Source organism: Parendozoicomonas sp. 2304DJ65-17 (assembly GCF_058148445.1).
Genome location: NZ_JBYVJV010000007.1, coordinates 211,904 through 226,869 on the forward strand (window position 1 = coordinate 211,904; position 14,966 = coordinate 226,869).

Here is a 14,966-nt window from a genome sequence, read left to right on the forward strand (position 1 = left end):
CCAACTGTTTAAATTTACAGTATTATTAGCCAATGACTCTGACAGAACTCAAATACATCGTTGCACTCGCCCAAGAGTGTCATTTTGGCAAGGCCGCAGAACGCTGCTTCGTCAGTCAGCCCACTTTAAGCGTGGGAGTAAAAAAGCTGGAAGACGAACTTGGTGTCGCCATCTTTGAGCGCAGCAAGTCTGCAGTCAGGGTCACGCCCCTTGGCAGCAAAGTTGTTGAGCAGGCTCAGAAAGTTCTGGAAGAGTCATCGGCCATCAAATCCATCGCTAACGAAGGCAAGGATCAGCTTTCCAGCCCACTGCGTATTGGCACCATTTTCACCATCGGCCCTTATCTTCTGCCACACATGGTGCCGCAACTTCGTCGTATAGCTCCGGACATGCCGCTGTATGTTGAAGAGAACTTCACCCATGTACTGCGCCACCGTCTGCGCCTTGGTGAGCTGGATGCCATCATCATTGCCTTACCATTCACCGAAGCCGATGTTGTTACCAAGGCTCTGTACGATGAATCCTTCTCTGTACTGATGCCCGGCAATCACCCCTGGACTAAACGGAATGAGATTCCGGTTGGTGACCTGGCAGAAACCGATCTTCTTTTGTTGGGACAAGGCCACTGCTTCAGGGATCAAATCCTCGAAGCTTGCCCGGCACTCACCAACAAAGACGACAACAGCCATAAGAAAACAACCATCGAGGCCACCTCGCTGGAAACCATGCGCCATATGGTTGCTTCCGGGATGGGTGTCACTGTTCTTCCACAGTCAGCTATGGGCAGCAGTAATCATTATGCAGAGAATATGCTCACTACCCGCCCCTTCAGCAACCCGGCACCGGGTAGGACCGTAGCTCTTGCCTGGCGGGCAAGCTTCCCACGTTTGAAAGCAATAGACGCACTGGAAGAAGCCGTACGACAGTGTCCGGTAATTAAAGGCTGATAAGGAGTTCAGGTGGGTCAGTCAGCAGCAAAAGCTTTGCACGAAGTTCCTGTCACAACACTGAAAGGTGTGGGAGCAGCGCTGGCTGAAAAACTGGCAAAGATTGGTATAAAAACCCTGCAAGATTTGCTGTTTCACCTGCCCCTTCGTTATCAGGACAGAACTCACATTACACCTATAGGTGCACTGCAATTCGGGCTGGATGCTGTTGTTGAAGGGCAAATTGCTGGCGTTGATGTTGCTATGGGCCGCAGGCGCAGTCTGATCTGCAAAGTGAAAGACGGCACCGGCATCATAACTCTGCGCTTTTTCCACTTCAGTGCAGCCCAGAAAAACAGTCTGAAAAAAGGTTCCACAGTTCGCTGTTTTGGCGAACCCCGCCGCGGTGCTCACGGGCTGGAGCTTTACCATCCAGAGTATCGAGTTCTTGACGATGATAACCCTGATGCTGTTGAGGAAACTCTGACTCCGGTTTATCCGGCAACGGAAGGGCTCACACAGCTAAGAATTCGCGGACTGTGTCAGCAAGCTCTAAAGTTTTTACAACATCCAGAAGCTTTACAGGAGTGGCTGCCTGAACCAATCCGCCGCCCACATAATCTCTGGCAGTTAACAGATGCTGTGCGATTTCTGCATCATCCACCGCCCGATGCCGATGTTTTCCAGATTATGGAAAGCCAGCACCCAGCTCAGAAACGCCTGGCCTTTGAAGAGTTGCTTGCTCACCACCTGAGCCTCCAGCAAATTCGCCAGCGGGTTCGCAGACAACAAGGCCTGGCACTTCACGGTACTGGCGAGCTTGTGGATAAATTCCTCAATAACCTGCCGTTCACACCAACAGGGGCGCAACAGCGGGTGGCGCAAGAAATTCAGAAAGACCTGTCCTCTGAATCTCCCATGCTACGCCTTGTTCAGGGAGATGTTGGTTCAGGCAAAACAGTTGTCGCCGCACTCGCTGCACTGCAGGCTGTAGAAAGCAAATCTCAGGCTGCGCTGATGGCTCCAACGGAAATTCTGGCCGAGCAGCACTACAACAACTTTCATAACTGGCTGAAACCTTTAGGCATCACCGTTGCCTGGCTTACCGGTAAAACTAAAGGCAAAAAGCGCGAACAGCAGATGGAGTTGATTCGCACTGGCGAAGCTGAAGTTGTAGTGGGAACCCACGCCCTGTTTCAGGATGACGTAGAGTTTCGCCATTTGGCTTTGGCAATTATTGATGAGCAACATCGGTTTGGTGTGCATCAACGTTTGGCATTGCGGGAAAAAGGCCGAAATATCGGAGCCATGCCCCACCAGCTGATTATGACGGCAACTCCCATCCCCAGAACGCTGGCGATGAGTGCTTATGCCGATCTTGATCTCTCAGTGATTGATGAACTGCCCCCCGGCCGCACACCTGTAAACACCATAGTCATTGGCGACGATCGTCGCCCACAGGTTATTGAACGTGTTCGTGCAGCCTGCCTTGAAGGGCGGCAGGCTTATTGGGTTTGTACGCTTATTGAAGAGTCAGAAGCGCTGCAATGTCAGGCTGCGGAAGTCACAGCGGAAGAATTGCAGAAAACCCTGCCGGAACTTTCTATCGGCTTAATTCATGGCCGCATGAAACCAGCGGAGAAAGCAGAAGTCATGGCCGCATTTAAAGAAGGCCATCTGCACCTTCTGGTGGCGACAACAGTAATAGAAGTAGGCGTAGATGTTCCCAATTCCAGCCTGATGATTATTGAAAACCCTGAGCGGTTAGGTCTGGCCCAGCTTCATCAGCTCCGAGGTCGTGTTGGCCGGGGCAGCGTGGCCAGCCATTGTGTGCTGATGTATCACCCACCTCTTTCTCAACAGAGTAAAGAACGTTTGCAGGTGATGCGGGATTCGAGCGATGGCTTTGTGATTGCAGAGAAAGATCTTGAGCTTCGTGGTCCTGGAGAAGTTCTGGGAACACGCCAAACCGGCCTGGTGCAGTTCCGGGTTGCCGACCTTGAACGAGATAAAGTTCTGCTGGAAAGCATTAAGGGTTCCGCAGAACAATTACTGCGGGAAGCGCCCACCCACGCTCAACCATTGATTGATCGCTGGCTGCCCATGGGTGACCGCTTTGCTGATGCCTGATTAGCAGTACGCCATCCGAACCTGGCGGTACTCTGGGCTCCAGAAACGGGAATGGATAAGTTCCTTAAGCTCTTCTTCCGAGTGTTCCGGTGCCAGACCTTCTTTCTGCGCCTGCAGAGCTACGGCCAGAGCAATGGCGCAAGTTACATCCTGCACCTTTTCCAGCTCTGGAAGCAGTACAGCTTTACGATCTGTTGCCGCCGGGGAACAGTTCGCCAGAGTCTCTACGGAAATATCCAGCATGGCATCGGAAACTTTGGTCGCGCCGCAAGCCATTACCCCAAGACCAAGCCCTGGGAAGATATAAATGTTGTTGCACTGAGCAATCGGGTAAGCGTGATTCTTATGTTCAACCGGTTCAAATGGGCTGCCAGTCGCAACCACAGCACGACCGTCTGTCCACTTAATAATATTCTCAGGCGTTGCCTCAATACGGCTGCTTGGGTTGGAGAGCGCTAAAATTATTGGGCGCTCATGGTTTTCAGCCATGTTCTCAATAATATTCTGAGTGAACAGACCCGGCTGACCAGAGACACCAATAATGGCATCTGGCTTGGCTTCACGCACAACGTCAGCCATGAATACGCCGTCTTCAGAAGCCCAGCCTTCCATGTTCGCTTTCTGCTGAACCAGTTTTTGCTGGAACAGGCGCAGGCCTTCCATGGTTTCATCGAGCACACCAAAGCGATCTACCATATAAATACGACGCCGAGCTTCTTCGTCAGTCAGGCCACGGCTAACCATCAGACGAATAATCTGCTCGGCAATACCGCAACCGGAAGAACCAGCACCAAGGAAAGCGATCTTCAGGTCTTCAATATTCTTGCCTGCAACCCGAGCGGCAGAAACCAAAGTCGCAGCAGCTACCGCAGCGGTTCCCTGAATATCATCGTTAAAGCAGCAGATTTCATCCTTGTACTTGTCCAGTAAAGGAGTAGCGTGATCAATGGCGAAATCTTCAAACTGCAGCAGAACATTGGGCCAGCGGCGCTTCAATGCCTGAATAAAGGAATCAACAAACTCGTAGTACTCTTCATCACTGATGCGCTTATGGCGCCAGCCCAGGTAAGCAGGATCGTCCAGCAGCTCCTGATTGTTGGTACCGCAATCTAAAGTGATTGGCAGAGTCAGGTTTGGCGTTACTCCACCAACAGAGGTGTACAGTGCCAGCTTACCAATGCAGATGCCCATACCACCGATGCCCTGGTCACCAAGCCCCAGTACACGTTCACCATCGGTCACAACAATCACTTCAATGTTGCGTTTGAAATTCGCCAGCATTGCATCCATCTGATCCCGCTCAGGATAAGAGATGAAAATACCCCGTGGGCGACGATACAAGTCACTGAAGCGCTGACAGGCCTGACCAACAACCGGCGTGTAAATAATTGGCAGCATTTCTTCGAGATGACGCTGAATTAATGCGTAGTAAAGAGTTTCGTTCGTATCCTGCAAAGCGCGGAGAAAAATATGCTTAAGGATAGGAGTCGGCTTCAGAGAAAAAGATTTGTACGCGCGTCGGCATTGCTCTTCAAGAGTTTCAACTCGTGGGGGCAGCAAGCCGTGAAGCTCAAGCTCGCTGCGCTCTTCCATAGAAAAAGCGGTTCCTTTGTTCAGAAGGGAGTTTTCCAACAGCATACGGCCAGTTAAACCGGTATGAATGCCGGAAGTATTGGTTTCGTTCATTGATGCATCTACTAGAAGGGCGATAGCAACAACCCGGCCCCGGGTTGTTTTAGGATTAGCGCCTGAAAAATGCCGCAAGAATAAAAGCACGAAGCAAAATATAAGTAGACCAAGGTCAACTTTTTCTTACAGCTTCACATAATACCTATACTTGCTGCTTACAAAGGTAGAGCTGTCGTGTACTTGATTTGCTCCATCGCGAAAGAAGACGACACTTTGCTGAGATCAGGAATAGCCTTAATCAACTTTTTATAAAACCGGTCATAGGCATGAATGTCGCTCACCACAACCCGCATCATGTAATCCCATTCTCCGCCCATGCGGTAAAGTTCAACAACCTCTTCAAACTGTGAGGCGGTATTGGCGAAGTGTTTCAACCAGTCATCATTATGGTTGCGGGTTTTCAGCTGCACAAAAACTGATAAGGGAAGACCAACTTTATCCTGATCAATCAGCGCCACCCGTTTACGGATATAACCTTCATCTTCCAGTTTATGGACGCGTTTCCAGCACGGGCTTGATGAGAGGCCTGCTTTATCAGCCAAATCGTTAAGAGAGAGAGAAGAATCTTCCTGCAGAGCAGCTAATATTTTCCGATCTTTTTGATCCACGATAAAAACTTTCCACAACAAAAGAAAAAACAACATTTTATTTTTACAATTATGTAATAACACAGCATAAGACGAACAGACTTTTCCACAGGCCCGCCCTTAAACTAACCGTTCTCTCACCTCCTCTCTACCTTACACATTGGGGAACAAAGTAAAATGTGGCGTCCAGAATGGGATGGTTTTGTTGCCATCATCAATGACCGTGTTAAGCCTGCACTGGGATGTACTGAACCGGTGTCGACTGCATTGGCTGCAGCACATGCAACAGAGCTGCTTGGCCGTCAGCCAGAAAAATTGGACATTCTTGTTAGCGGAAACCTGCTGAAAAACGGCATGGGCGTTGGCATTCCCGGTACCAGTGAAGTCGGCCTGCCTATCGCTGCGGCTCTTGGCAGCATTTGCGGCGTTGTTGAAAAAGGTCTGGAAGTTCTGGCTGATGTGAATCCGGAATATGTTCAGTCTGCCCGCCAGATGGTAGACAGCAACCTGGTATCCATTACCATTATTGAAACCAGCTCTGTACTTTACTCAGAAGTACTGGCAACAGCTGGTGAAGATACTGCCCGCGTTATTATCCGTGACGGCCACACAAACGTAACCCTTCAGGAATTGAACGGTAAAGCCATTCAGCCAGCATCTATTCAAGATGCTGGAGCAGGAACTTCTGCTGTTGAGTTCCCGGAATTGTCTATGGAAAGCATCTTTGAGTTTGCAACTCAGGGTGATCTGGACAAACTGCGTTTTATTCTCAAGACCGCAGAAATTAACGGTGCCCTCTCTGTTGAAGGTCTGAAAAACGACTACGGTCTGAAGATTGGTAAAACCTTCAGCAACAACATTGAGAAAGGCTACCTGAGCGAAGATCTGGCCGTTTCCGCCATGATGCGCTCCTCCGCTGCATCTGATGCCCGTATGGACGGTGCGATGCTGCCAGCCATGAGCAACTCCGGCAGTGGTAATCAGGGCATTTCTGCCACCATGCCTGTTGTTGCTGTCGCTGAACGTATTGGCGCTTCTGAGGAGCAGCTGATTCGTGCACTGATTATGAGTCACCTCTCTGCAATTCATATCAAGTCACACCTGAAAACGCTGTCTGCTCTGTGTGGCGCAACCACAGCAGCAACTGGTTCCAGCATGGCTATTGCCTGGCTGCTGGGTGCAGATTTTGAAACTGCCAGCAAAACTGTTTTCAACATGTTCGGTGATGTGACCGGCATGTTCTGTGACGGTGCTAAAACCGGTTGTTCACTGAAAGTTTCCACGTCCGCTGCTGCTGCAGTGAAAGCTGCGCTGATGGCTCTGGATGGTACCCGCATCTCCGGCCATGAAGGCATCATCGAAGATGATCTGGAAAAGACCATCGATAATATTGGCCTGCTGGGCAATCAGGGAATGGAAGAAACCGACACCATGATTCTGAAAATCATGACTGCCAAGTAAGAGTTCCCCAAAATAAAAAGGTGCTCTGACCAAAGAGCACCTTTTTGTATTTTAAATGCCGATTAAAATAATCAGGCGGCCTGTTTTTTCTTTTTCTTCTTTGGCACAACCATCGCAGCAATTCCCTGGAACCACATCAGGCTCATGGGATTACCTTCCACGCGAATAGTTTTATCCTGAATACCCTTCATAAAGGCAAGTTGAGCATTCTTGGCAGTAAGAGCTGCAAAGCCTTCCTGAGATGACTTAAAACGCAGGCAGAATTCAGGGTCTACCGCTGCACCACTTTTGCTGGTCACCTTATTATTCTTCACAGTAAAGCTACGGCACACACCATCATCACTGGAAATTTCAAAGGACATGTCCTTTCCTTCCAGCTTCTTTTGAAACGCAGAATTGTTGGCACTGGCTCGCTTCATAAGAAAGCCCAGGCCTAAAAGCAGCAACCGAAACTTCACAGATACTTCCCCCACTCTGGATAACCAGCAAGCATTCTATAGACAAACCTGCGTCAGGCCAGTGCATTTTTGCCCTGATTGGCAGTTAATAGGGTCAACAGTGGGAAAATAGAAGAATAACAGGGAGGAGTATTAATGTGCTGGCAAGAGGCTATTTGTGAGAGACACGTGCCAGCACAGGGAACAAATTACTTGTTCACAGCTTCTTTCAGGGCCTTACCAGGCTTGAAAGCAACAGTGTTACTGGCAGGAATTTCCATAGCCTCACCGGTCTGTGGGTTTTTACCGGTACGAGCACCACGGGCACGCTGAGTGAAAGAACCGAAACCGATAAGGTTAACTGATTCCTGACGCTCCAGCGCCTGAGTAATTTGTTCGATGATAACTGACAGTGCCTGACCAGCTTTGTCTTTGCTCAGGTCTGTCTGGTCTGCAATAGCAGCAACAAGTTCGGGCTTGCGCATAGCTCCCTCTCGAATCCGTTTTATTTATGATTGTTTTTATTGTTTTCCCTGGAGAGCTCATCCAGAGCTCACAACCGAGAACAGGCAGCACTAACTTAATTAGCATTTTAGGCTGTGTAAGTGCCAGCACTGGAATCAACCTTAAAGCAGCGTTTATTGAAGGGCAATACCATTTATCACCTTATATAGGGCTAAAAACGCCACCCTGAACAAAAAACATACAAAAACCATAAAGATAGCCACAATCGTTGATGTGCAATGTTTTCTAAAAAAGCACGAAAGCGCCACGTACAAATACTTGCGCCAGCGTGCTTTATCCCTCATGCTGCGGCAAAATACGGCTCGGATGCGCTGGAGAAAGTAAGTAACACTATGCCGTCTCGCCCTCTTAATCTGGACAAACAGCATTGGTATGACACGGATACTTTGCCGTGGAGTATTCCTGAACATTGGAAACACTGGCTTCTGGATACAGGATCGCTGACCGCCCGACTCAAAAAAACCTTTCCAGGCACTTTCGAAGTGCAGGTTATGTTCCATGATTGGGACAGACCGACTCTGGATGAGCGAAACTTCCTCTCCATGAACCAGAGGGAGCAAGCCAGCATCCGAGAAGTCACTCTGCTCTGCAACGGAATACCCAAGGTGTTCGCCAGAAGTATTCTGCCCGCTTCAAGCCTGGAGGGGAAAAACCGGCAACTTCTGTTTTTGAAGGATCGCCCCCTTGGTGCATTTCTTTTTTCTCAACCAAACCTTGAGCGCGGCCCTATAGAGCTGACCCGTACAATAAACTCTGCACACGAAGATATTTGGGGGCGCAGGTCTCTTTTCACCCTGAATCACAAACCTCTTGCTGTTTGCGAATACTTTTTACCTGAAGAAGACTTCATGGAAAACGATCAGACTATGGCGGGAGCTCTGCCCGTATGAGCAGCATGCCAACATCTGTATCTACCCGGTTAGAAAATTATATTCAGATCACCCGCTTTGACCGTCCTATCGGTACATTTCTGCTGTTGTGGCCAACACTCTGGGCACTCTGGCTGGCAGCTGATGGCTGGCCGGACTTCGGCCTTTTGATTATCTTTTCCCTGGGCACACTGTTGATGCGTTCCGCAGGGTGTGTGATTAATGATTTTGCTGACCGCAACCTTGATGGTCACGTAAAACGCACCCAAAATCGCCCCATGGCAACAGGCAAGATTTCAGAGAAAGAAGCGCTGCTGCTCTTTTCTGTATTGCTGGGGGCTTCTTTTCTTCTGGTTTTAATGACAAATACCTTAACCATTCAGCTCTCATTTGCCGGTGCTGCTCTGGCGGTTATTTATCCGTTTATGAAGCGGTTTACTAACCTTCCACAATTTGTGCTCGGAGCGGCTTTTGCTTGGGGAATCCCAATGGCCTGGGCTGCACAAACTGAAACGGTTGCTCCTACTGCCTGGCTAATGTTTGCCGGATGTTTGTTGTGGATAGTCGCTTACGATACTCAATACGCAATGGTAGATAGAGACGATGACCTGAAGATTGGTATTAAATCTACCGCCATTCTTTTCGGTAAATATGACAATCTGATCATTCAGGTTTTACAGGGACTCACTCTGGGAATACTGGTTATTACCGGATTGATTACCAGCTCCGGGGTTGCTTACTATCTTGGCCTTGCCGGAATGACTGGAGTGTTTTTCCACCAGCGTCGTATGACCCAGAACCGAGACCGTGACGAGTGCTTCAAGGCCTTTCTTTCAAACCACTGGGCTGGGCTGGCTGTTCTTACCGGCATTATTGTTGATCGCTGCCTAACCGTATAAATGAATCCAGAACTTTCCCGACAGCTGGCACCTTACCTCCCCGATGGTACAGAATCCCTTTGTGTCAGCTGGCTGGTAAATGACAATATTCAGATGCGCATTTCACGCCCTAGAAAAACCAAACTGGGGGACTTCAGACCAGCCACTCGTGGATTACCCCACAGAATCAGTGTGAACTGTAACCTTGAACCGGTGCAGTTTCTTATTACTTTCGCCCATGAGGTTGCCCATGTGCATACCTGGAACCAATACGGAAGAAAGGTGGCTCCTCATGGTGAAGAATGGAAAGCCAACTATCGCCAAAAGCTTCATGAACTTCTTGCGTTGGAGGTTTTGGATGAGCAAACAACACACGTCCTTCAGAAGCACAGCATCAACCCTAGAGCCAGCAGCGGTCACGACAACCATCTACAGTCTCTAAAAAAACCGGTGAATGGTAAAACCCTGAATGATTTATCTCCGGGGGATACCTTTCAGATAGAAAACAAAAAAACCTTCAAAGTTATAAAAAAACTGCGAAAGTACTGGGTTTGCGAGGAGCCTTCCACGAAGCGCCATTACAAAGTTCTTGGTACTCTCCCGGTCGTCCTTAAATGACCATAAAAAATAACTAATTTCGTGCTTATAAGTTTCTGTCATTTAACTGTAACATTGAGGCGTTGTAATTCTCAGGGCAGATCCTAAGGGGGAATCTTCTGAGCCATGACAACAACCAGCAAAATTCTCATAGTCGACGATGAAGCGCCAATCAGAGAGATGATCGTCGTTGCTCTAGAAATGGCTGGTTATCACTGCCTTGAGGCAGAGGATGCCAGAACGGCTCACGCCTTAATCGTGGACCAAAAGCCAGACCTTATTCTTCTGGACTGGATGCTTCCAGGAGTTACCGGCATTGAGCTGGCCCGACGCCTTAAGCGTGATGAGCTGACGTCTGCTACCCCCATCATTATGCTCACCGCAAAAAGCGAAGAAGATAACAAGATTCAGGGGCTGGAAAGTGGTGCAGATGATTACATCACCAAACCTTTCTCCCCACGAGAGCTTGTTGCACGTTTAAAAGCTGTTTTACGCAGAACCGCGACTGCTGGCCAGAGCGAACCTATTGAGGTTCTGGGCGTAATGCTCGACCCAATCAGTCATAGGGTATCCATTGATGGCGCCCCTGCTGAAATGGGACCAACTGAGTACCGCTTACTCCAGTTTTTTATGACTCACCAGGAACGGGCTTACACCAGAAGTCAGTTGCTTGACCATGTGTGGGGGGGTAATGTTTACGTTGAAGAGCGAACAGTTGATGTACACATTCGTCGCCTGCGCAAAGCTCTCGGCAATGATCATGAGAAACTGATCCAAACGGTAAGGGGCACGGGATACCGTTTTTCCATGAAGGTATAACCGGAGTTTTCGGCCAGAGGCCGAGCCGGATACACAATGGATTTGTTGACATAATAAGACCGGATAAAATGTGAACCATAACTGGCAAATTGAAGTTATTAAGCGCCTGGTTCTGATGCTGGGTGCCTGTCTTGGGATTGGACTGTTAACCGGACAAACCCTTCCTATTATCTTGATCGGCTGCGGAGCCTATCTTGTCTGGACTCTGAAAAATGTTTTTCAGCTGATTAGCTGGCTGGAGATTTCCTCCTCGTCCTCTGAACTTATAGAGCCTCCCAACGGCCATGGCCTTTGGGGAGAAATGTTCGACGGCATGTACCGCCTGATGCGTAAACAGGAACGTGCACGCAACCGACTTAAAGCAGTTATTAATCGTTTCCAGCAATCCACAACTGCTCTTAAAGATGCGGTTGTTCTTACGAATGACCAGGGCCAGATCGAATGGTGGAACCCAGCAGCCGAGCATATTCTCGGTCTACGTAATCCTGATGATGTAGGTCAGCAGATTACCAACCTGATTCGACACCCGCGCTTTGCACGTTATTTTGAAAGTGAGTCCTATCAGGAACCATTAATGCTCCCTTCTCCGGTTTCTGCCGAGAAGAGGCTGCTCTACTCCATCACAATTTATGGTCCAAACAATCGCCTTCTGGTTGTGCGGGATAACACCCGGGTATTCCAGCTTGAGCAAATGACAAAAGACTTTGTTGCCAATGTTTCTCATGAACTGAGAACACCGTTAACTGTGATTTCAGGTTATGTGGAAACACTTTCCGACAGTCTTGTTTTAATGCCTGAACCACCTCCTCCAATGCTGCCTAAAGCTCTTGGCCAAATGCAGAGTCAATCAGACCGAATGGCAAATATCATTGAGGACTTGTTGATTCTTTCAAAACTGGAAACAGCCGATAGTCTGCAGGATCTCACTCCTATACCTGTTGCTGAACTATTGGATGATATTGCAAAAGATGCACGATCCTTTAGCGGAGAAAGAGGTCATACGATTGAGGTGTCCTGTAAATCAGGAACTGAAATACTGGGCAACGAGAAAGAACTTCGCAGCGCTATTTCAAATCTTGTATTTAACGCCGTTAAATACACGCCGAATGGTGGTTCTATTAAGTTGAAGTGGGTTGTTGAGCTTAATACTGGCTACCTGTCAATCAAGGACAACGGCATCGGTATTGAGCCTCAACATATTCCCCGCCTGACAGAACGCTTTTACAGAATAGACAAGAGCAGACACGCATCAACCGGAGGCTCAGGACTCGGCCTCGCAATAGTTAAACATGTGCTGCTCAGACACGATGCAACGCTAATGGTAAAAAGCAGACCAGGAAGAGGAAGCAGTTTTACCTGTCACTTTCCTCAAAGTCGCTTAGTAAGAAAGGCTGCTTAATAAGACTCAGCGCGATTCGATGATGCAATCCGACCTTTCTTTGCCGGTGCGCTGCAGATAATCCTGAAAGATTTTAGGAGCTCGGCCAGTCAGTGAACCTTCCCACTGATGGACACTGCCATCACCATCCTGATATTCAAACAGGAAACGTTTGATATTGCGTTTTTTCTTTTCGCCAGGCATCGTCTGACCGAAATCTTCAAGGGAAACACCACGCTCTTCCATAAGTTTACGAATAGCATCAATGCTGTTCTTCTTTTCTTGAAGCTTCTCTTTTTCTGCACTGACAGCTTCGCGTTTTTCTTCCAAAACATCCTGTAATCTGGAAACGATTCTTTCCAGATCTTCAACGTGCACATCCCGGAACAACCCGCGCATACGGGTTTTGCTGCTCAAGCGGTGCATCACTTCCTCGAATATATTCACGAATCAGACCCTCGCTTTGACACAATAAAGGCGATTGAAAAATAGGTAATAGATTCCAGACTGACAACTGCAAATCATTTTATTTTCAGATTTTAAAAACAGGAATGGATAAGGCCATATTCCCATTTTTAATAACCATAATATATTCTGCAGTGCGACTGCGCCTTTCATTGTTGCAGCAGTGTTTATTGAAAGGATGGCTAGATTGCTTTTTCCGGGCAAACCATTGCAGCCAGTGAACGCACACCAGGTAACACCAGAATGTTCATGGTAAATGCAATCGGCCAGGAGATAATAAAACTGCGCATCCACCCCATAAATGTCATGTGATCCAGTCCATTATTGATTGTTGAAATCAGACCAGACATAACCAGAGACATAACACAGGACCCTAAAATAGCGGTCACCCAAAACAACTTACTTTTCACTAAAAAAAACCTTCAAAAAAATGCTCTTGCTATAAACCATGGCCAGATTAATACTTTCGGCCTATGGAAAAAATACGCAGTTTTTAAAACATGAATTCCATATTTGGAAACTTCGACGACCTTTATCTGTTCTGCCACGTTGTTGAGAGTGGCTCTCTTCAAAAAGCCTCCCATAACCTGCGTTTACCGGTATCAACAATGTCCCGTCGCCTGACAGCACTGGAGGATCGCCTTGGCGTTCGACTGCTTGAGCGCAAAGGTCGAAATCTCTCAGCAACTCAAACGGGTCAGATATTTTTTAATCGCCTATATGGGGAGTTCGAACAAAGTGAGATGGAGCTGGCAGAACTTCTGTACGAAGAACAGCAGGTAAAAGGCAATATTCGCCTGATTGTTCCGTACACCATGTATCAGTCAGGCATTGGCGACCTTGTTGAAGAGTTTATTCTTGATTACCCGAAAGTCTCCATCGATATCCGCTTGAATCTAGACGACAGTGTGCCAGAGTCGGACAGAGACCTTGTTCTGGGATTCGACTCTGGCAGACAATCGGATCTGATTGCCAGACCATTTATGAAATCCTGCGATTGCCTGTACGCAGCACAGTCTTATCTCGACAAACATGGGGAACCACACACAATAGAAGAACTTGATAAGCACGACTGGGTAAGTGTGCAACAGAAAAGAGAACTTCATTTCACCATGCCAGGGCGAGATGCTTTCTCCTACAGAATCAAAGCAAGAATGGTTGTTAATGATGTGAAAATGCTGATTCAGGCGGTGGAAGCAGGCATTGGCATCGGTTCAATTCCTATTCATCATCTTCCAGAGAATACCAATCTGGTTCGGGTTCTCCCTCAGCACCAGCTGGAAGTTCGGCAAGCCTACCTTTATTACCGCAGACGAAAGCACCAGCCAAAAGCTCTGACGTTTCTTATCGACAAATTACTCTCACACCAGTACAAAATCACCGGGCTCACTATGTAAATCGTAATTTTTATGACGGTTTCCAGACTCTATCCAAAATATTTCCGACAGGAAAACGTCTATGCCAATCCACAAACTGAATTCTCCATCATTCTGGTAAAGTCTGAATCCAGCCCGGCGCTATACTCAAATTGACTTTACAGACCGGGCCGGATGTTTTCTCTAAACCTTCTGCTCCAGTGTGGAAAGGACTCAAAAATCACTTCATGGATGGAGTAGTACCATGAGTAGAAAACTTCCCGGAGTATCGGCGCTGATACTCATTTTTGTATTTCTTACCGGCTGTGTCTCTTCGGGCTATCAGGCTGGTTCCGCTTACAAACCTTCTGATGACTGGTCCCTTTGCTCAGCAAAAGGCGGCCTGGCTCTGGGTTTACCAGCGGCGGCATTTGATCTGGCAACTGGTGGCGTAGCCTTTGTTGCGGGTGCACTGATTTCCGGTGTGGCCTGTGCAACGGCTGATGACGGTATGGCTGTTATGCAGTTTGAACTCGATTCTTCAGCTTTAAGCAAAGAGCAGAAGAACTTTCTTGATAAGCTGGCTAAAGACGTTAAATCAGACATGGTGGTTGATGTAACCGGTCATGCCTGTGACCTTGGTGAAGAAGCTTATAACCAGGCTCTGTCGTTTAAGCGAGCGAAAGCTGTGAAAACCTACCTGAAAGCGAAAGGTGTTCCGGCTAATCAAATCAAGATTTCCGGCAAGGGTGAGTTATCACCCCAGGTGGCAAACTCTTCGGAGAACAACCGCAGCCAGAATCGCCGGGCAGAAATCAGAGTTATGAAACGCTGATTTTCAGGCAAAAAA

General features: G+C 48.1%; 16 protein-coding genes. 10 read left to right on the forward strand and 6 right to left on the reverse strand.

What is annotated here, in order from left to right:
- Positions 1-32: 32 nt before the first annotated feature.
- A complete protein-coding gene (locus tag ACY2RR_RS17750) occupies positions 33-947 on the forward strand; it encodes a hydrogen peroxide-inducible genes activator (protein WP_490109511.1) in 915 nt (304 codons plus the stop codon).
- Positions 948-959: 12 nt separating this feature from the next.
- Positions 960-3,056, forward strand: a complete 2,097-nt coding sequence (recG, locus tag ACY2RR_RS17755; RefSeq protein WP_490109512.1) for an ATP-dependent DNA helicase RecG — start codon at positions 960-962, stop codon at positions 3,054-3,056.
- Here the strand turns inward: recG and ACY2RR_RS17760 are convergent, their stop codons facing one another.
- Together ACY2RR_RS17760 and ACY2RR_RS17765 are read right to left on the reverse strand one after the other, a co-directional pair.
- The gene (locus ACY2RR_RS17760; RefSeq protein ID WP_490109513.1) at positions 3,057-4,742 is read right to left on the reverse strand and encodes an NAD-dependent malic enzyme; all 1,686 of its coding nucleotides are present in this window, start codon (positions 4,740-4,742) and stop codon (positions 3,057-3,059) included. It abuts the gene before it with no gap.
- A gap of 158 nt (positions 4,743-4,900) precedes the next feature.
- Positions 4,901-5,353 carry an Lrp/AsnC family transcriptional regulator gene (locus ACY2RR_RS17765; RefSeq protein ID WP_490109514.1) on the reverse strand — a complete coding sequence of 151 codons (453 nt, stop codon included), beginning with the start codon at positions 5,351-5,353 and terminating at the stop codon, positions 4,901-4,903.
- 156 nt (positions 5,354-5,509) lie between these two features.
- Between ACY2RR_RS17765 and ACY2RR_RS17770 the strand changes: the two genes are divergently transcribed.
- A complete protein-coding gene (locus tag ACY2RR_RS17770) occupies positions 5,510-6,793 on the forward strand; it encodes an L-cysteine desulfidase family protein (RefSeq protein ID WP_490109515.1) in 1,284 nt (427 codons plus the stop codon).
- A 71-nt stretch (positions 6,794-6,864) separates the two neighbouring features.
- Here the strand turns inward: ACY2RR_RS17770 and ACY2RR_RS17775 are convergent, their stop codons facing one another.
- Both ACY2RR_RS17775 and ACY2RR_RS17780 read right to left on the reverse strand, forming a co-directional pair.
- Complete coding sequence (locus ACY2RR_RS17775; RefSeq protein WP_490109516.1) at positions 6,865-7,251, reverse strand: helicase; 387 nt, start codon at positions 7,249-7,251, stop codon at positions 6,865-6,867.
- A 188-nt stretch (positions 7,252-7,439) separates the two neighbouring features.
- Positions 7,440-7,715, reverse strand: coding sequence for an HU family DNA-binding protein (locus ACY2RR_RS17780; protein ID WP_490109517.1), 276 nt, complete (start codon positions 7,713-7,715; stop codon positions 7,440-7,442).
- Positions 7,716-7,973: 258 nt separating this feature from the next.
- Between ACY2RR_RS17780 and ACY2RR_RS17785 the strand changes: the two genes are divergently transcribed.
- The 5 genes from ACY2RR_RS17785 to phoR all read left to right on the forward strand — a co-directional run bounded on the left by ACY2RR_RS17785 (position 7,974) and on the right by phoR (position 12,317).
- Positions 7,974-8,645, forward strand: coding sequence for a chorismate--pyruvate lyase family protein (locus ACY2RR_RS17785; protein ID WP_490109518.1), 672 nt, complete (start codon positions 7,974-7,976; stop codon positions 8,643-8,645).
- Positions 8,642-9,523: a 4-hydroxybenzoate octaprenyltransferase gene (ubiA, locus tag ACY2RR_RS17790; protein ID WP_490109519.1), complete on the forward strand. Its 882-nt coding sequence runs from the start codon at positions 8,642-8,644 to the stop codon at positions 9,521-9,523. Before ACY2RR_RS17785 ends, ubiA begins: the two co-directional genes overlap by 4 nt.
- A complete protein-coding gene (locus ACY2RR_RS17795) occupies positions 9,524-10,120 on the forward strand; it encodes a hypothetical protein (protein ID WP_490109520.1) in 597 nt (198 codons plus the stop codon).
- A 105-nt stretch (positions 10,121-10,225) separates the two neighbouring features.
- Positions 10,226-10,918, forward strand: a complete 693-nt coding sequence (gene phoB, locus ACY2RR_RS17800) for a phosphate regulon transcriptional regulator PhoB (RefSeq protein ID WP_490109521.1) — start codon at positions 10,226-10,228, stop codon at positions 10,916-10,918.
- 70 nt (positions 10,919-10,988) lie between these two features.
- Positions 10,989-12,317, forward strand: coding sequence for a phosphate regulon sensor histidine kinase PhoR (gene phoR / locus ACY2RR_RS17805; protein WP_490109522.1), 1,329 nt, complete (start codon positions 10,989-10,991; stop codon positions 12,315-12,317).
- Positions 12,318-12,323: 6 nt separating this feature from the next.
- On the opposite strand, the gene ACY2RR_RS17810 is transcribed toward phoR, so the two are convergent.
- Together ACY2RR_RS17810 and ACY2RR_RS17815 are read right to left on the reverse strand one after the other, a co-directional pair.
- Entirely contained in the window at positions 12,324-12,743 is a 420-nt protein-coding gene (locus tag ACY2RR_RS17810; RefSeq protein WP_490109523.1) for an H-NS histone family protein, read from the reverse strand.
- Positions 12,744-12,943: 200 nt separating this feature from the next.
- Complete coding sequence (locus ACY2RR_RS17815) at positions 12,944-13,171, reverse strand: DUF2798 domain-containing protein (RefSeq protein WP_490109524.1); 228 nt, start codon at positions 13,169-13,171, stop codon at positions 12,944-12,946.
- A 90-nt stretch (positions 13,172-13,261) separates the two neighbouring features.
- On the opposite strand from ACY2RR_RS17815, the gene ACY2RR_RS17820 reads away from it, so the two are divergent.
- Positions 13,262-14,158, forward strand: coding sequence for a LysR family transcriptional regulator (locus ACY2RR_RS17820; RefSeq protein WP_490109525.1), 897 nt, complete (start codon positions 13,262-13,264; stop codon positions 14,156-14,158).
- A gap of 223 nt (positions 14,159-14,381) precedes the next feature.
- On the forward strand, positions 14,382-14,951 hold the full coding sequence (locus ACY2RR_RS17825; protein WP_490109526.1) for an OmpA family protein: 570 nt from the start codon (positions 14,382-14,384) through the stop codon (positions 14,949-14,951).
- Positions 14,952-14,966 lie beyond the last annotated feature (15 nt).

Excerpts from the sequence above, each read along its gene's own strand:
- phoB (WP_490109521.1), top strand. The coding sequence starts at position 10,226 with ATGACAACAACCAGCAAAATTCTCATAGTCGACGATGAAGCGCCAATC.
- ubiA (WP_490109519.1), top strand. The coding sequence starts at position 8,642 with ATGAGCAGCATGCCAACATCTGTATCTACCCGGTTAGAAAATTATATT.
- ACY2RR_RS17780 (WP_490109517.1), bottom strand. The coding sequence starts at position 7,715 with ATGCGCAAGCCCGAACTTGTTGCTGCTATTGCAGACCAGACAGACCTG.
- ACY2RR_RS17785 (WP_490109518.1), top strand. The coding sequence starts at position 7,974 with ATGTTTTCTAAAAAAGCACGAAAGCGCCACGTACAAATACTTGCGCCA.
- ACY2RR_RS17825 (WP_490109526.1), top strand. The coding sequence starts at position 14,382 with ATGAGTAGAAAACTTCCCGGAGTATCGGCGCTGATACTCATTTTTGTA.
- ACY2RR_RS17795 (WP_490109520.1), top strand. The coding sequence starts at position 9,524 with ATGAATCCAGAACTTTCCCGACAGCTGGCACCTTACCTCCCCGATGGT.
- ACY2RR_RS17820 (WP_490109525.1), top strand. The coding sequence starts at position 13,262 with ATGAATTCCATATTTGGAAACTTCGACGACCTTTATCTGTTCTGCCAC.
- ACY2RR_RS17770 (WP_490109515.1), top strand. The coding sequence starts at position 5,510 with ATGTGGCGTCCAGAATGGGATGGTTTTGTTGCCATCATCAATGACCGT.
- ACY2RR_RS17760 (WP_490109513.1), bottom strand. The coding sequence starts at position 4,742 with ATGAACGAAACCAATACTTCCGGCATTCATACCGGTTTAACTGGCCGT.
- ACY2RR_RS17750 (WP_490109511.1), top strand. The coding sequence starts at position 33 with ATGACTCTGACAGAACTCAAATACATCGTTGCACTCGCCCAAGAGTGT.